This window comes from Phycisphaeraceae bacterium, assembly GCA_019636735.1.
Taxonomy (GTDB): Bacteria; Planctomycetota; Phycisphaerae; order Phycisphaerales; family SM1A02; genus VGXK01.
Window position 1 is genome coordinate 1 of sequence record JAHBWY010000007.1, and the last position, 17775, is coordinate 17775.

Here is a 17775-nt window from a genome sequence, read left to right on the forward strand (position 1 = left end):
GCCACTGGTGGCGGCCGATCCAAGTCGTGCACCGCTGCTTGCGGCCGCCCTTGCCGTCATCGCTGGAGCCATCCTCCTCCTGATCGCCCTGCTCCGCGCCGGCGTGGTGGCGGACCTCCTATCGAAGCCCGTTCTCGTCGGCTACATGACCGGTGCGGCGCTCATCCTGATGTCGACACAGTTGGGCAAGTTCTTCGGCCTGAAGCTTGAGTCGTCGGACTTCTTCGACATCGTCGGTGAGCTCATTCGACGACACCCGGAGTTCCACGGCCTCACAACATGGCTCGGACTCGGCCTCGTGGCCCTCCAGGTCGTGATTCGATTCATCGATCGGAGGATTCCCGCCGCACTTGTGGTCTTCGTTGCAGGACTGGCGCTCTCGTTCACCATGGATCTGCAGGCGCGCGGCGTGAATCTCGTCGGAGAGGTGCCCGCCGGTCTCCCCGTTCCCACCGTCCCGTGGATCAGAGTCTCCGACCTCCAGTTTCTCATTCCCGGCGCGTTCGCCGTGGCGCTCCTGATGGTCCCGGAGGGTGTCCTGCTCGCACGAGCGTTCGCCGCACGCAATGGCTACAACATCAGGGCGAACCAGGAGATCACCGCCCTCGGCGCAGGAAACCTGCTCGCAGGCTTCGTTCAGGGCTTTCCCATCGGCGCCAGCCAGTCCCGCACCACGGTGAACGATGCCGCCGGAGGCCGCACGCCGCTTTCGGGGCTTGTGGCGGCCATCGGACTGCTGCTCTTTCTTCTCTTTCTCACTCCCCTGCTCGCGAAGCTGCCGAGTGTCGCGCTGGCATCGATCCTGATCTACGCGGGCATCGGGCTCATCGAACCGCACCAGTATCGGGAGTTGCTTCGCTTCAGCTGGCGCGCGTTCGTTCTCGCCCTGCTGGTGCTGCTCGGTGTGCTGGTGGCCGGCGTGCTCCAAGGCATCCTGATCGGCGTTGGGCTTTCGCTCATCTACCTGATCGGACGCCTCACGCGACCGATGGATGCGGTTCTCCAGGAGATTCCGGGACGACGACGCTACCACGATCTCGGCGGCGATCACCCGACGACCAGCCAGACTGCACCAGGTGTCATCGCCTATCGCGTCTACGCGCCGCTCTTCTTCGCAAACGCCGAGTGGTTCGTCGGTCGCGTGCGATCGCTCATCGATCGCTCCGTCGCCCCTACTCGATGCTTCGTGCTCGACGCGCAGGCGATCTCCGAGTTCGACTCGACCGCCGCCGATGCGCTCGTTCGCGTGGCGCATGACCTCTCGCACCGCGGGATCAGCTTCCGCATCGCTCGCGCAAACCGACCGCTCCGGGAGATGTTCCACAGGACCGGGGTTCTTGCGATCGTGGGGGAGGACGCGCTGTTCCCCAGCGTTCATGCGGCGGTGCATGACTTCCTCGGGCTTCCCCCCGACGCTCCCTCCCCTGAAACCTCCGCGCCCGACCACGCTCCCCTCAGCCCACCACCCTCGGCCTCGCCACCAGCGTCCTCGATCGATGGCGGCGCACCGAGATCGTTGCCCTGATCGATCGACCTCCACGGCGGTGGATGTGCTCTTTGGTCAGGACATCACATGTCACACTCCGCCAAACTGCGGCGATCGAAGACATCGTCGCACGCCGAGAGCTCGTCCAAGCCACCTTCGACGAAGACCTCCACAGCCGGGGAGCGCGCCACGAAGAGCGAACCCGACAAGCCTGACAGGATGAAGGCACGCGAGTTCGAACGCGAGCTCAAGAAGCTCCAGGTGGAACTCTGCTTCCTGCAGGACTGGGTCAAGGCCACCGGTGAGCGCATCATTGTGATCTTCGAAGGCCGAGACGCCGCAGGCAAGGGCGGCATCATCCGACGAATCATGGAGCGCGTGAGCCCGCGCTGCTTCAGGCTGGTCGCACTCCCGGCGCCAAGTGACCGCGAGAAGTCGCAGCTCTATCTGCAGCGCTACATGCAGCACTTTCCAGCCGCCGGGGAGATCGTGATCTTCGACCGGAGCTGGTACAACCGCGCCGGCGTTGAAGTGGTCATGGGCTTCTGCAGCAAGCAGGAGAGCGAGCGGTTCCTCACGCTCTGTCCCATCGTCGAGAGGTACTTCAAGAGCGCCGGGATCAGGGTCATCAAGTACTGGCTCGAGGTGAGCAACAAGGAGCAGAAGCGACGATTCGAGGCGCGCATCGAGGATCCGCTCCGCCAGTGGAAACTGAGCGCCATGGATCTTCCTTCGCGCCGCCGCTGGTACGACTATTCGAGGGCGCGGGACCGGATGCTTGAGGCGACCGACACCGACGAGAACCCGTGGCACATCGTGCCCTCCGATGACAAGAAGCGCGCCTGCCTGAACTGCATCGCTCATCTTCTGAGCGTCATTCCGTACACGCGGATCAAGCGCAAGAAGGTCGATCTGCCCGACCGCTCCACCAAGGGCGCGTATGACGATCAGGCCTCGTTGAAGGGCCGACGGTTCATTCCTTCAAAGTACTGATCGACGCGGACCACCTCCCTTTCCCCCTCCTTGATCCAGGACATGCGTACCCACGACGCGTTCGCGCGCAGTTCCCCGACCCGCGGGGCCCCGAGCCACAACATCCTGCGAGCGCCCCGTTGGGGCGCCGGCTGGTGCGATCAGCGCTCGTCCCCGGTAGCCACCGTGGGACGAACCGCGGTCACGCGCAGCACCGTGCTGGCAGTGGCCACCCTCTTCGCCGGCGGCTGCATGATCGGTCCCGAGTACGCAACACCGGAGACGAAGGTCAATGCGGAGTGGCTTGAACGCACCGGCGAAGGAACGGGGGTGCTCGAGTCGCAGGCCCATGTCGAATGGTGGCAGGTCTTCAACGACCCCGTGCTCGATGCGCTCATCGAGGAGGCCTATCGCGAGAATCTCACGCTGCGCACCGCCGGCCTGCGCGTGCTGGAGGCTCGCGCAAGGCGAGGGATCGCGGTGGGTCGCTTCTTCCCGCAGACGCAGGAGGCGTTCGGGGGAATCGCCGGCAACCAGTTGAGTGCGAATGTTCCGGGCGGCGAAGGTGATCGCTGGTACGGTTTCAACGAGGTCGGCTTCCAGGCCGTGTGGGAGCTGGACATCTGGGGCAAGTTCCGTCGTGGCATCGAGGCGGCGGACGCCGAGGTTCTTGCCTCGCTGGCCGACTACGACCAGGTGCTGGTCAGCCTCGTCGCCGAGGTCGCCGCAACCTATGTCGCGCTGCGCTCCTTCGAGGAGCGGGTGGCCATCGCCCGCTCCAACGCCGACCTCCAGCGGGCCACGCTCGAGCTCACCACAATCCGTTTCGACGCCGGCGCCGTCTCTGAACTCGATGTGTCGACCGCGAAGGCGACCCTTCTCAACACCGAGGCCACGATCCCGGTGCTCGAGAACGCCATCCGCGAGACGACGCTTGCCCTGTGCGTCCTGCTTGGTCGAGCGCCGAGCCAGTTGAGCGAGGAGCTCACGCCCCCCGGTGGTGCGCCCCCCAGGGTTCCTGAGGCACCCCCGCAGATCGCCATCGGTGTTCCAGCCGATCTCCTGCGCCGCCGCCCCGATGTTCGAGCCGCGGAGCGCCTCGCCGCCGCCCAGAGCGCTCGCATCGGAGCCGCCGAGACCGAGCTCCTGCCGCGCATCTCGATCGCCGGTCTGACCGGCTTTGCCAGCAGCAACTACCGCGGACTCCGTTCACCCGAACTCGGAAACATCTTCGACGGCAACTCCTTCCAGGGGTTCATCGGTCTCGAAATCAACTGGCCCATCCTGAACTACGGCCGCATCATCGGCGCCGTCCGGGCGCAGGACGCCGTGTACGAACAGGCGGCCGCTGCGTACCAGGATTCTGTCCTGCGCGCTGCCGGCGAAGTGGAGGCGGGCCTCTCCCGGTTCCTCCGTTCGCGCGAGCGCACAACCATGCTTGCCGAGAGCGTGGTCGCCGCGAAGCGCAGTGTCGAACTCTCGCTCATCCAGTATCGAGCCGGTGCCGTTGACTTCATTCGGGTCAATGACGCCCAGACAGTCCAGCTTCAGCAGGAGGACCTGCTTGTTGACGCGCGCGCGAGCATTGCTCTCGGCGCGATCGCCGCCTATCGCGGCATGGGTGGAGGCTGGCAGATCCGCGGCGATTCGGAGCTGGTCGATCCCGCCACCATCGAGCGGATGCGACAGACCGTCGACTGGGGCGATGTCCTGAGTCCCGACTGGTCCCGCGGCTCCGATCTCGGCTTCCGGCGACCTCGCAGTGACCTCGAAGGCGCCGAGGTCAACCCGCCGCGCGAGGGCGCCACACCCGAGTCATCACCGATGCCGGAGTCCGCCAAGGGAGTGAACCCATGATGCAGTCGTTGAAACGAGGCGCCTTGAGCCGAGCCAACAGGGTGACGGGGCCACGCCTCGTGATCGGACCTCTTGCGGCGGCGGTCATCGTCCTTGGCTCCTGTGAAAGGGAGTCGGAGCAGAATGTCTACGCGCCCCCTCCGCCACCCGAAGTGCATGTCTCCGCTCCGATCCAGAAAGAGGTGACCAAGGAGCTGCGGTACACGGGACAGGTCATTCCCAAGGCCACGGTCGAACTCCGGGCTCGCGTCCAGGGGTTCCTGGAGCAGATGAACTTCCGCGAAGGGCAGCTTGTGAAGGAAGACGACCTGCTCTATGTCATCGACAAGCGTCAATACGAGGCGGCCGTCAACCGGGCTGCAGCGCAGGTCGAGGCGACCAAGGCGTCGCTCGAGGGTGCCATCAATGACGCGAAGCTCGCCGAGGACCTCGCCGCGCAGAACGCCGGTCCGCGCATTGACGCGATCATCAAGGCGGCGCGGCGGGACACCATCGCCGCCCAGCTTGACGCCGACAAGGCGGCGCTGGCGAGCGCCCGGCTCGATCTCGACTTCTGCGAGATTCGAGCGCCGATGGGTGGCCGGATCAGCAAGAGCAATGTCGATGTCGGAAATCTGGTCGGCCGCGACGGCCCGACCCTGCTTGCGACCATCGTGCAGGACGATCCGGTCTATGTGAATGTGGATGTGAGCGAGGCGGATGTCCTGATGGTGCGGCAGATCATCTCGCAGTCAGGCGAACGGGTGGAGGGACTGCAACCCGGTGAGGTCGCGCCCGGCCGATGGCGCGATGTGTACCTCACCATCCCCGGACACGAGCAGCACCGCTTCGACGGCCATGTCAACTATGTCGCGCCGCAGCTCGATCAGGAGACCGGCACCCTTCGCGTGCGAGGAGTCTTCGAGAACCCCTTGAATGTGCTCGTCCCCGGCATCTTCGTTTCGATGCACTTTCCGATCTCCACCTACGAGACGCTCCTCGTCCCCGATGCGGCACTCCTTTCCGACCAGCTTGGACGCTACGCCCTCGTGATCGACGCGAACGACACGGTCCAGCAGCGCCGCGTGACGGCGGGCGAGCGTCGCGGGTCGCTGCGCGAAGTGTCCAGCGGCCTTCAGCCGACGGACCGCGTCATCGTCCTCGGCGTGCTGAAGGCGCGCCCGGGCAGCAAGGTCACCCCGAAGATGGTCGAGATCAAGGACGGCGCAGCAGCGTCATGAGCACCACCTTCTTCATCCGACGGCCGATCGTCGCGATCGTCATTTCCCTGCTGATCCTGCTGGCAGGTCTGGTGAGCTATCCGACGCTTCCGGTCGCGCAGTATCCCGACATCACCCCGCCCGTCATCCAGGTCACCACGACCTATCCCGGTGCAAGCGCCCAGGTGGTGGCCGACACCGTGGCCGCACCGATCGAGCAGCAGGTCAATGGCGTGCCGGGGATGATCTACATGGAGAGCACCTCGGCGAGCGACGGCTCGTACACGCTGAAGGTGACCTTTGAGCTGGGGACGAACATTGACATCGCCTCGGTGCTCGTGCAGAACCGCGTGGCCATCGCCACGCCGAAGCTTCCCGAGGAGGTCAAGCGCAACGGGGTCACGACGGACAAGGTGTCCTCGAACATCGTGATGATCTTCGCGCTGGCGCCGAAGGACGACGAGAAGACCCGGAGCATGTACTCCGATCTCTTCATCGCCAACTACCTCACGATCAATGTCTTCGACGAGGTGAAGCGCATTGCAGGCGTCGGTGACGCGAAGATCTTCCCCGCAATGGACTACAGCATCCGGGTCTGGCTCGATCCGGAGCGTCTCCGTGCCCGCAATCTCACTACGACCGATGTCATGCGGGCGCTCAACGAACAGAATGTGCAGGTCGCCGCCGGCCAGATCGGTCGCCCGCCGATCCCGTCGGGGCAGGCGTTCCAATACAACATTTCAGCGCTGGGCCGCCTCTCAACCGTCGAGGAGTTCGAGGACATCATCGTTGCCGCCGAGGGCAACCGGATCGTTCGCCTGAGGGATGTGGCCCGCGTCGAGTTGGGCGGGAAGTCGTATGACATCCTCGCCCGCTACATGAAGGTTCCGGCCGCCGTCATGGTGGTCTACCAGGCGCCCGGCGGAAACGCCGTGCAGGTGGCCGAAGATGTGAACGCCCTGCTCGCGCGCAAAGGCGGCGAGCTCCCTGAAGGCCTGCGCTTCGATGTCATCTACGACACCTCACAGTTCGTTCTCGGCGCCATCAAGGAGGTGCAGCACACCTTCCTTGAAGCGGTCGTGCTCGTTCTGATCGTGGTGGTGGCGTTCCTCGGCAGCATCCGGACCAGCATCATTCCGCTCGTGGCGATCCCGGTGTCCATCATCGGCACCTTCTTCGTCGCCAAGCTGCTCGGCTTCTCCGTCAACCTGCCCGTTCTCTTCGGCATGATCCTGGCCATCGGCATCGTGGTCGACGATGCAATCGTGGTGGTCGAAAATGTCGAGCGCGTGATGAAGGAGTCCCACCTTCCTCGCAAGCAGGCGACCGCGAAGGCCATGAACGAGGTGGTGGGTGCCGTCGTGAGCATCTCGCTGGTGCTCATGGCCGTCTTCCTGCCGACCGCGTTTCTTCCCGGCATCAGCGGGCAGCTCTTCCGGCAGTTCGCCCTCACCATCGCGGTGAGCACCTTCTTCAGCGCCGTCTGCGCCCTCACGCTCTCTCCCGCCCTCTGCGGAATCCTGCTCAAGGAGCACAAGCCCGGCCAGAAGGAGGATTGGTTTGCGCGCACCTTCAACAGGGTGTTTGACGCCATCGCCGGCGCCTATGGCCGCCTCGTCCAGTTCCTGATTCACCCGGCGGCCATGCCCTTTTCACTCGCGACCTTCGGGCTTGCATCGGTCGCCACGGTGTGGAGCTTCACCCAGGTTCCGACGGCATTCGTGCCGACCGAGGACCGCGGTCTGGCGCTCGTGGAGGTCTGGCTTCCCGACTCCGCGAGCCAGGAACGGACGCTGGCCGCCGTGAAGAAGGTGGAGGAGATCGTCGCCCGCACGGAGGGGGTGCGCAACTTCTCGACTCTGCCGGGGTTCTCGCTCATCAACAACAACGGCAGCAACTACGCGCTCGTCTTCATCGGACTCGATGACTTCGAGGAGCGGGCCAAGACCGGCCGATCGCTCGATGTGATCCTGCGGGAACTTGCCGCCGAGACCGCGAAGATTCCCGACGCCATCATTCCCGTCTTCTCACTGCCGGCCGTCGATGGCGTGGGCAATGCGTCGGGCTTCGACCTGCGTCTCCAGGACCGCGGCGGCCTCGGCCGCGAAGCGATGGGCGAAGTGGTGCAGCGCTTCGTCGTCGACGGCAACGCGCAGTCAAAGCTGCGCGGTGTGAACAGCGCCTTCCGTCCCGCGGTGCCGCAGCTCTTCGCCGACATCGATCGCGAGAAGGTGAAGAAGCTCGGCATCCCCCTGAACGATGTCTTCCAGACGCTCTCGGGGTATCTCGGCTCCGCTTACATCAACGACATCAATCTCTTCGGTCGCACATGGCAGGTCACGCTCTCGGCCGACAGCCAGTTCCGGATGACCGCGGAAGATGTGCAGAAGCTCGAGGTGCGAACGCCCGATGGTCGCATGGTGCCGCTGGGCACTCTCGCGACCATCGAGGAAACACTCGGACCCGATCGTGTCATCCGCTACAACCTCTTCCCGGCCGCCGTGGTGCAGGGGCAGCCCGCTCCCGGGGTCTCGTCGGGCCAGGCGCTCGCGGTCGTCGAGAGCATGGCCCAGGACATCCTGCCGCCCGGCATGAGCTTCGAGTGGACGGCGCTCTCCTACCAGGAGAAGCTCGTCGGCAACCAGGCGATCATCGTCTTCGGCATGGCGCTCCTGATCGTCTACCTGATCCTTGCCGCGCTCTACGAGAGCTGGCTCACGCCACTGGCCGTGATCCTCTCGATTCCGCTTGCGGTGCTCGGCGCCATGGCCGGTCTCATGGCGCGAGGCATGGACAACAACATCTACACGCAGGTCGGACTGGTGCTGCTCGTCGGCCTGGGGGCCAAGAACGCCATTCTCATCGTGGAGTTCGCCAAGGCGAATCGCGAGTCGGGCATGAGCATCACCGAGTCCGTCGTCATTGCCTCCCGCCAGCGCATGCGACCGATCCTCATGACGGCGTTTGCGTTCATCATGGGCGTGTATCCGCTGGTCTTCGCGATCGGCGCTGGCGCTGCGAGCCGCCAGGCGATCGGCACGAGCGTCTTCTTCGGGATGATCGGCAACACCTTCCTGGGCCTGATCTTCACGCCGATTCTCTTCACCGCCATCCAGTGGTTCTCGGAGAAGCTCTTCGGCGCCCCCAAGCCGATCGGCAGCGACGATCTGGCACCACCGCCGTCAACCGCCGCCAGCCCCCATGGCGCGGCGCATGGCGGCGCCAAGGGCACGGCGCCAGGCAGCGAGCACGGCGCGGCCGAGGCGCGGTGAGCCGCAGTCACGGTCCATTCGACCAAGGCCGCTACTTCGGCGTGCCGCAGTGCGACGGCTCGTGGTCGTCGACCATCGGATTCGTCGATCCTGACACGCCTTCCCGAGCGCTTCTCAGAAGCGCAACGACGCAAAGAGGCCGAGGAGCGGCGCGGGATCGGCGTCGCTCGCCGTCAGGCGATCGCCCTGCGCATTGTCGAGGGTCAGGCGATTGAGCACCGAGACGCCCGCCATCAGGTCGATGCGGAACGCCGGGTGTGGCCTGTAGGTCAATCTCGCAAACAGGGGCACACCACTGTCGTTGCCCACTCCCCCGGGCACCGGGCCTCGATTGCTCAGTCGAAAGCGCCGGGTGACATACGCCGCGCCCGCACCCACTTCCCATCCTGCATCGAGCGACTTGATCACTTCGAGCCCGGCGAACGGATTCGCCTCGGGCCCTCGCACATTGCTGATGCGCCAGCCATCGCCGAGCTTCCAATCCACCAGCGGGACGGGAAGGAAGAGAGGATCGTCTTCCAACTGGGTCAGAACGAGCAGGCCGAGGCCGATGACATGGTCGCGATCGAAGGCATAGCGCACGGCGCCGAGTCCACCCCACTGGATGGAGTCACCAATGTCAGCCTCGCGCTCGCCGGTGAACTCCACGACCGGTCCTGCCGTGATCGCCCAGTGCTCCGAGAGCGTCCATGTGAGTCGAGGGGCGAGCGCAACCGCGTAGACCTCGCTCCATGGGGCGGAGTCAAAGGTCCCGCTGCCCCGGAATCGGTAGCTGCTGAACTCGAAGGCTGCGGGAATGCGAAGCTCGAGACTCTCCGAGAGGTCGAACTCCGCGCCGGCCGTCGCATAGACATGAGTCGCCCCGTAGCGCCCGCCGTTGTCCAGCGTTGCATTGAACTGCTGGAGCGCCCCGGCGCCGATCCGAAAGGGAGGAATCGTGAAAGCCGGCTCGGCGACGGCCGGCTCCTCGAGCGTCGGTTCCATGCCTTGCGCGTTGCAACGCAAGGCGGTTGCCATCGTGAGGAGGACACCGACTGCTGACACGCGTGCGATGGAATGCATGGCCCGAGTGTAGGACGCCCCCTGACCGACCATGGGGGCGTCGCTTCCCTCCTGTTCCGGCCCCATCCGGCCCCAGGCCACCCTCGCCCGCTCCCGGGTTGACCGTTCCGCACGCGAGGCTCCGTCGGTCCCGGGGCGACCACCACGATGGCGCCAGCCCCGGTCACCGTCGACCCGCCTCGGTACAGTGCGCTTCATGCCTGGCGCGTTCGACGGCACAGTGGTCATCGTCACCGGTGGCAACTCCGGCATCGGTCGCGCCACCGCGCTTCGCTTCGCCGCCGAGGGGGCCCGCGTGGTGATCGCGGCCCGTCGCGCCGCAGCCTGCGAGGAGGTCGCCCGCGAAGTCCGTGCGGCGGGGGGCACCGGTCTTGCCGTTCCCACCGATGTCTCCGATGAAGCCGCCGTCGAGGCCCTCGTCGATCGAACCCTGCGCGAGTTCGGTCGGCTCGATGCTGCATTCAACAACGCGGGAGTTGGAGGAGCCGCGCGACTGCACGAGTGCGACGCGAAGCTCTTCGATCGAATCCACGCGGTCAACCTCCGCGGGGTCTTCCTCTGCATGAAGTACGAGCTTCGCGCGATGCTCCACGGAGGCGGTGGCTCGATCGTGAACAACGCCTCCGCAGCCGGCCTCACCGGGCATGCGCTGTCGCCGCCCTACGCCTCGAGCAAGCATGGGGTCATCGGGCTGACGAGGTCTGCGGCCCTCCAGTATGTGCGGGACAACATCCGCGTGAACGCCATCTGTCCTGGCGTCATCGGGACTCCGATGGTCGAGCGTGCCGCGGGCGCCGAAGCGGCGGGCATGTCCTGGTTCCTCTCGAAGCAGCCCGGCGGAGCCGCGGGTTCGCCGGACGATGTCGCCGGAGCGGTCCTCTTCCTCTGTTCGGCCGAGGCCCGCTTCGTCACGGGCGCTGCGCTCTCGGTCGATGGCGGCATGACGGCGGGGTTCTTCTAGCTCCGCCTCATCTGGTCGCCAACCGCCACCGCCGGTGCAGGCGCACCATCCAACGACCATGTATTCCGGCTGATCGGGCTGGATGGCGCCGATGGACGGCGGGGCTTCACAAGGCGCTTGGAACGGCGTAGATGGAAGCGACCGTTGCCTGTTCAACGGAGCATCCATCATGCCGAGGACCTTCACACGACCTTCATCCAGCCCCACTCGCCCCACCTCCCCGCTGCGCTTGGCCCTCTCGGGCACCGTGGCGCTGGTGGCGGCTTTGGGTCTGTCTTCAGCAACCCACGCCGATGTCGTCATCGACTCTCCCGATGGCTTCGTCATTCGCAGCGGCGGCTCCACCACCGTGGGTGGCGCCTCGCTGATTGAAGGCTCGCTGGGTGCAGGCGGCGCGTTCGATCTCGGCTGGGGAAGCAAGATCACCGGAGTGATCGAGAAGGGCTCGCCGCACACCTGGCTGTCGCCGACCATCGGTGACATGCCTCCGTGGGGCAAGGTGTCCATCAATCTCGATTGGCGCGAGAAGGCGAGCCTTGCTCCCGGCGCCTACGCCGGATTCTCGAGTAACTCCGAGACCACCCTTCTCCTCTCCGCGGGTGAGTATGTCTTCAGCAAGTTCCAGCTCGGCTGGGCCGGAGTCGTGATGGCCGACACCAGCGGTGGCGATGTGTACCTCTATATTGGCGACTCCCTCTCGGCAGGCGCCAACACTCGCTTCGTGACGAATGGCGGCGGCAGTCTCTACATCATCGCCGGTGGCAGCGCGAGCTTCGACTTCCGAAGCGAGATCGAAGGTCTCCTCTATACGAAGGGCTCTCAGAACTTCGGCAGCGAGACGCGCCTCACCGGCCTGACCTGGTCGGCAGGATCCATCTCCGTCGGATACGGAAGCACCTTCGAGTACTCGGCCCCCATTCCCACGCCTGCGGCGCTGGCCCTGCTCGGCCTTACCGGTGTTCTTCTGCGGCGCCGCCGCTCGTGACCGCAGCGGGCTCGGCGAGTGACGCCGACAGGCGCTTCCGTGCCTCCACGGGATCGACACCGAAGACATTCGAGCGAATCCACTCGACGATCACATAGAAGGTGGGCACCACCACCAGCGTGAAGAGTGTGCCGACCAGTAGCCCGCCGATGACCGTGTAGCCGATCGAGTGACGGCTGTTTGCACCGGCGCCCGTGGCCATGGCCAGCGGAACGACGCCGAGAATGAACGCGAAGGCCGTCATCAGGATCGGTCGCAGGCGAAGGCGCGCCGCCGTCGCGGCGGCCTCGATCGCGCTCTGCCCGCTCTCGCGGGCATCTTTGGCGAACTCGACAATCAGAATCGCGTTCTTCGCCGCCAGCCCGACCAGCAACACGAGGCCGATCTGGGCATAGACATCGAGCGGGCGACCGAAGAGCCGCAGCGTGATGACCGCTCCGAGCGCGGCGAGCGGCACACTCACGATGACGAGCACCGGCAGGGCGAAGCTCTCATACTGGGCGGCCAGGAAGAGGAAGACCGCCAGCACCGCGAGCCCGAAGATGACCGGCGCGAGATTCCCCGCTTCGAGTTGCTGGAAGACGATGCCGGTCCAGTCGTGCGTGATGCCCGGCGGAAGGACATCGCGACAGATGGCATCGACCGCCTCGATGGCCTGCCCAGAACTGAACCCGGGGTTTGCGTCACCGAGGACCGCGACTGAGTTCATCACATTGTAGTGCGAGAGGTTGTCGGGTCCGGTGGTCCACTGCACCGTGGCGAACGCGGAGAACGGCACCTGTTCACCACTTCGATTGCGCACATAGAGCTTCAGGACATCGTCGGGCTGCATGCGGCTCGGCGCATCAGCCTGGACATAGACCTGATAGACCTTGCCGAATCGATTGAACTGATTGATATAGAGCGACGCGACATTGATCTGGAGCACCGTGAACGCGTCATCAGGATTGATGCCGAGCATTTGCATCTTCGTGCGATCGAAGTCGACGAAGAGCTGCGGCACATTGGCGTCGAACTGCGGGTTGAGCCTGCTCAGTTCAGGGCGCTGGCGGGCCGCGGCAATCACATCCTCCACGGCCTTGAGCAGGGTCGGAAGGCCGAGCCCCGATTGATCGTTGACCTGGAACTGGAAGCCACCCACATTGCCGAGACCGGGAATCGCCGGGGGTCCGGCCACCATGGCGACTCCATCCGGAAGCTCTGCCACCGCGTGGCGAAGGCGCGCCATGATGGCATTCGCGGTCTGGTCGGCTCCTGGACGCTCGGACCAGTTCGTCAGCACCGGGATGAGGAACCCCGCATTCGTCTGCTGCACGCTCGTGATGAAGTTGAAGCCGTTCACCTCGATGATGGTGGCGACTTGCTTCTCCTCCTCGATGAGCGAACGCAAGGTGGCCGCGAAGGCCTGCGACCGTTCGACCGTTGAACCGGCGGGGAGCTGATAGGCCACATAGAAGTAGCCGTTGTCTTCATCGGGAATGAAGGCGGTCGGCGTCGTCACGAAGAGCCACGCCGTCAGCGCCAAGCCGGCGACGAAGATCGTCACCACGAGCCACCATGCGCGGATCGCTCCCCGCACCAACGCCTCGTAGAAGCGGACGAGACCGCTGAAGGCGGAGTCGAACGCGCGGAAGGCGATGAACTTCACATGCCCCGATTGCCGGGGCCGCAGCAGCAGAGCACAGAGCGCCGGGCTCAACGAAAGCGAGTTGATGCCTGAGAGGACCACTGAGAAGGCGATCGTCATGGCGAATTGGTTGTAGAGCTGCCCCGTGATGCCCGGCATGAGCGCGGCGGGCACGAACACCGCGGCCAGCGAGAGCGTCGTCGCCACAATCGGGCCAGTCACTTCGCGCATCGCCTTGGCTGTTGCCAGGCGCGTGTCGGTCATCCCTTCCTCGAATTGGCGCTCGACATTCTCGACAACCACGATCGCATCATCGACGACCAGTCCGATCGCGAGCACCAGACCGAGAAGGGAGAGCGTGTTGATCGAGAATCCCGCAGCGAGCATGATGCCGAAGGCACCCACGATCGACACCGGAATGGCGATCATCGGAATCAGCGTGGAGCGGAAGTTCTGCAGGAAGACGAAGATCACCAGCAACACCAGCACCACGGCTTCGGCAAAGGTCTTCAGCAGATCGGTGATTGATGCCGAGACGAATCGTGTCGTGTCGTAGGGAACGCTCCACTCGATGTCCGGCGGGAAGCTCGACGACAGCTCGCTCATGGCCGTTCGGATGCCGTTGGCCACGGTGAAGGCGTTGGCTCCCGGCAACTGGTAGATGCCCAGCAGCGCCGAGGGCTTGCCATCGCGTTCGCTGGAGGTGGCGTAACTGGCCGCGCCGAGTTCGGCTCTTCCGATGTCGCGAATGCGGACGATCGCTCCCTCATCGGTGTGACGCACGACGATGTCTTCGAACTCGCTCGGCAGCGTCAGTCGACCAAGCGCATTCACCTGAAGCGTGAAGGTCGGATCACCCGTGGTCGGAAGAGCGCCGACCTGGCCACCGACCACCTGCTGATTCTGCGTGGAGACCGCGTGCGCCACCTCCTGCGGAGTGATGCCAAGGGCCGCAAGCTTCTGCGGATCGATCCAGATTCGAATGGCGTACTGGAGCAGTCCGAAGTTCGTGACACTGCCGACTCCGTTGACGCGCTGCAGCGCGGGCGTGAGATTGATGTCGGCGTAGTTCCCCAGGAAGAAGCTGTCGTAGGTGCCGTTCGGGCTCGAAAGGCCCACCACCAGCAGCAGGTCGGTGGACTGCTTGGCGATGGCAATCCCCTGCTTCTGGACCTCCTCCGGGAGCTGGCTCATGGCCGTCGAGACGCGGTTCTGCACATCGACGGCGCCGATGTCCTGGTCGTAGCCAACCTGGAAGGTGATCGTGATCAACGAAGTGCCGTTGTTCGTCGAGGCACTCGACATGTAGATCATGCCTTCGACGCCATTGATCTGGATCTCCATGGGTCGGGTGACCACATCGGAGGTGATCGCGGCACTGGCACCCGGATAGTTCGCGGAGACCTGCACCGTCGGCGGCGTGATCTCCGGATACTGCGCGACCGGCAGGAGCACGATCGACAGCCCGCCGCCGATGAGCATCAGGAGCGCCATGACCGCGGCGAAGATCGGACGCTTGATGAAGAACTCGATCATCGGGAGGCACCCGAAGTGGTCCGCCGGGAAGAACGCGCCGGAGCCGAGGCCGGCGCGGCTGGCGCGGCCTGAGCCGGAGCACCCCCCGCGCTTGGCGATGGCGGCGTGACCACGCGCACCGGCTCACCCTGACGCAGCCGAAGCTGACCTGAAGTCACCACGCGCTCGCCGCCAGAGAGCCCCTTCGTCACCACGATGCCCGCACCACCGCGCGGTCCGGTCTCGATCGAGACGAGGTTCGCCTGCTCCTGCGCATCGACGATCCAGACGGTCGCCTGCGCTGATTGATAGGCAATCGCACTCTCCGGAATGGTGACGACATTGGAGAGCGTGGCGGTCCTCAGGCGAACCGTCACATAGGTTCCAGGCAGGACCGCAAGGTCGGGATTGGGAAACTCGAGACGGCTCAGAATGGTGCTCGACCGCGAGCCGACGGAGTTGTCAATGAAGACGACCTTGCCCTTGGTCGACCAGCGCTGACTGCTCGATGCGGGCAGCGCGATCTCGGTGACCGCCTCGCCCGACGACATGAGCGCACGCAGGGCGGGAACATCATCGCTCACCGGCTGGAACTCCACCCACAACGGATCGAGCTGCCGAACATTGTTGAGCGTGGCGTTCACGCCGGGCGTGACAAGCGTGCCCTCGAAGACCCGCGAGCGTGAGAGCTGGCCTCGCGCCGGGCTCGGAATGACGCAGTAGGAAAGGTTCAACGCCGCCTGTTCGACCGCGGCCGTCCTCGCCTCCACCGTCGCGCGGGCGCCGAGGTACTGCGCCTCGAGCGTCTCGAACTCCTCCGCCGAAACGGCATCCACTTCGACCAGCGGGCGATTCCGCTCGTACTTCTGCTTGGCATTGGCGTACTGCGCTTCGGCGACGGCAAGGTCGGCCTGCGCCTGGTCGAGGGCGACGACAAAGGGCGCCGGATCGAGCTCATAGATGGTCTGTCCCGGGCTCACCATCGCCCCGTCGGGCACATGCTGGCGAAGGAGCCATCCCTCGACGCGCGCGTTCAGCTCGACCGTGCGAATGCTCTCGAGCGTTCCCGGGTACTCGCGATAGACGGGCACATCACTGCGCGCCGCCGTCGCCACCTCGACGGGTGCCGACGGCACGGCCGTGGGCTTGGCGGCATGTCGGCGACATCCGCCGGCGACGAGCACAACGCCCAGGAGTGCAATCACGCCAAGCGACTCCCTCGAACCGCGGCGACAGCACCAATCGGCAACTCGTGCGAACCAAATGGATGAACCGGTCTGAGTTGCTGTCATGATGAACTCGTCGTCTCCTGGGGAGGTTGGTCCTTCGGCCGCTGCGGCGGGAAGTCACGACCATCGGGGGGAGTGCCGTCCGGTCCGAATGCATCGGCGCCGCCGAATGGAATCGCGTCGCGCTCCCAGCCACCGCCGAGCGATCGATAGATCTCGACGAGGTTGAGCGCCGTCTGTCCGGTTGCCTGGGCAAGGCCATCCTGCGCTTGGAGGACCACTTGGGCAAACTGAAGAAGCTGCGTCAGGTCAATGGTGCCCGCGCGATATCGCGTCACGGCCAGCTCGTACGCGCGAGTGACATCAGTCAATCCGGTTTCGAAGTCGCGCATGGCGCGGCGCGTGCCGTCATAGTTCGTCAGCGAAGTTTCCACCTCGCTCACCGCCTTCAGCACCACCTGTCGGTAGCCAAGCTCGTCGATGAGCTGTTGCGCCTGCGCCTCCTGCACCTGACTCACGACGCGCCCCGCATTGAAGAAGTTCCATGTGATGCGTGGACCGAAGGTGTAGGTTCGATTACCCCAGTCCCCGAGGCCGCTAAAGGTGGTCGAATCAATGCCCCAGACGCCCATGATCGTGAGCTCGGGCAGGAACCCCGCTTCAGCGACACCGATCCGCGCCACGGCCGCCACAAGGCGCCGCTCCGCTTCGAGCACATCGGCGCGGCGACGGAGAAGGTCCATTGGGATGCCGAGGAGTAGCTCGTCGTTCGGCAGCGGGATCGGCGCCGGCTCCGCGAGTTCGTCGGCCACTGGGCCCGGCATCTCTCCGAGCAGCAGCGAAAGCCCGTTCGACTGCGCGATGATCTGCGACTCAAGCACGGGAATGCGCGCCTGCGAGGTCGCCAGCTGCGCCTTGACTTGCGAGAGATCGATCAGCGAAGTCGTCTGGGCGGCGAACTTGGCCTCGGTGATGCGAACGACCTGCGAGAGGAGTTCCACCGACTCGCGGGTGTAGCGCAACTGCGCCTGAAGCGTACGGACGGTCAGGTAGGCAATCGCAACTTCGGCGCGAAGTGAGACCAGCGCCTGGCGATACTGCTCCACCGTCGCCTGAAGCTCGGCCTGCCGCGCCTGCATCGCGCGACGGATCTTGCCGAAGAGATCGATCTCCCATGTGGAGAGCGCCAGGCCGTACTGCCAGTCGTTGAAGGGTGAGTTGGTTCCCTCGGCCCCGCCGAGCGAGGCGAAGTTCACCCGACTGCGCGAGTAGGACGCCCCGAGGCTGATACTCGGAAAGAGCTCGCTGTAGGTGATGCCGTAGCGAGCCCGATAGACCTGGACATTGGCCGCCGCCTGCTGAAGAGTGAGGCTTCCGCTCTCGGCGCGGGCAACCAGCGCGTTCAAGGTCGGGTCCTTGAAGCAGAGCCACCATTCATCGAGCGGGGCCTCTGCCGGCGAAGTTCGCAGCGCGGCGGGAGGTCGGTACGACGACGGCATGTCGATGACCGGCCGCTCGTAGTTCGGGCCGACGAGACACCCCGGGATGACGACGACGAATAGACCGATCAGAGCCGCGACAGTCGTCCGTGACATTGCTGATGCGTGAAG

The 17775-nt window shown here is 65.1% G+C and carries 11 protein-coding genes; 7 read left to right on the top strand and 4 right to left on the bottom strand.

Going from position 1 to position 17775, the window contains the following annotated elements:
- From KF724_10465 to KF724_10485, 5 genes are all read left to right on the top strand, one after another.
- Positions 1–1525, top strand: a 1525-nt coding sequence (locus KF724_10465) for a SulP family inorganic anion transporter (protein MBX3356102.1), incomplete at its 5' end; no start/stop codon positions are given.
- A gap of 180 nt (positions 1526–1705) precedes the next feature.
- Positions 1706–2479 carry a polyphosphate kinase 2 gene (gene ppk2 / locus KF724_10470; GenBank protein ID MBX3356103.1) on the top strand — a complete coding sequence of 258 codons (774 nt, stop codon included), beginning with the start codon at positions 1706–1708 and terminating at the stop codon, positions 2477–2479.
- A 165-nt stretch (positions 2480–2644) separates the two neighbouring features.
- Positions 2645–4315 carry a TolC family protein gene (locus tag KF724_10475; GenBank protein MBX3356104.1) on the top strand — a complete coding sequence of 557 codons (1671 nt, stop codon included), beginning with the start codon at positions 2645–2647 and terminating at the stop codon, positions 4313–4315.
- 23 nt (positions 4316–4338) lie between these two features.
- Positions 4339–5535: an efflux RND transporter periplasmic adaptor subunit gene (locus KF724_10480; GenBank protein MBX3356105.1), complete on the top strand. Its 1197-nt coding sequence runs from the start codon at positions 4339–4341 to the stop codon at positions 5533–5535.
- Positions 5532–8786, top strand: a complete 3255-nt coding sequence (locus KF724_10485; protein ID MBX3356106.1) for an efflux RND transporter permease subunit — start codon at positions 5532–5534, stop codon at positions 8784–8786. Before KF724_10480 ends, KF724_10485 begins: the two co-directional genes overlap by 4 nt.
- Before the next feature lie 114 nt (positions 8787–8900).
- Here the strand turns inward: KF724_10485 and KF724_10490 are convergent, their stop codons facing one another.
- Positions 8901–9770, bottom strand: a complete 870-nt coding sequence (locus tag KF724_10490; protein ID MBX3356107.1) for a hypothetical protein — start codon at positions 9768–9770, stop codon at positions 8901–8903.
- 274 nt (positions 9771–10044) lie between these two features.
- Here KF724_10490 and KF724_10495 point away from each other — a divergent pair, with 274 nt between their 5' ends.
- Both KF724_10495 and KF724_10500 read left to right on the top strand, forming a co-directional pair.
- Positions 10045–10809 (top strand): glucose 1-dehydrogenase, encoded by a 765-nt coding sequence (locus KF724_10495; protein ID MBX3356108.1) that lies wholly within the window; start codon positions 10045–10047, stop codon positions 10807–10809.
- 169 nt (positions 10810–10978) lie between these two features.
- Positions 10979–11794: a hypothetical protein gene (locus KF724_10500; GenBank protein ID MBX3356109.1), complete on the top strand. Its 816-nt coding sequence runs from the start codon at positions 10979–10981 to the stop codon at positions 11792–11794.
- Here the strand turns inward: KF724_10500 and KF724_10505 are convergent.
- The 3 genes from KF724_10505 to KF724_10515 all read right to left on the bottom strand — a co-directional run bounded on the left by KF724_10505 (position 11760) and on the right by KF724_10515 (position 17760).
- Positions 11760–14957 (bottom strand): multidrug efflux RND transporter permease subunit, encoded by a 3198-nt coding sequence (locus KF724_10505; protein MBX3356110.1) that lies wholly within the window; start codon positions 14955–14957, stop codon positions 11760–11762. The genes KF724_10500 and KF724_10505 overlap by 35 nt on opposite strands.
- A complete protein-coding gene (locus KF724_10510; protein ID MBX3356111.1) occupies positions 14954–16141 on the bottom strand; it encodes an efflux RND transporter periplasmic adaptor subunit in 1188 nt (395 codons plus the stop codon). Before KF724_10510 ends, KF724_10505 begins: the two co-directional genes overlap by 4 nt.
- Before the next feature lie 83 nt (positions 16142–16224).
- Positions 16225–17760: a TolC family protein gene (locus KF724_10515; protein MBX3356112.1), complete on the bottom strand. Its 1536-nt coding sequence runs from the start codon at positions 17758–17760 to the stop codon at positions 16225–16227.
- Positions 17761–17775 lie beyond the last annotated feature (15 nt).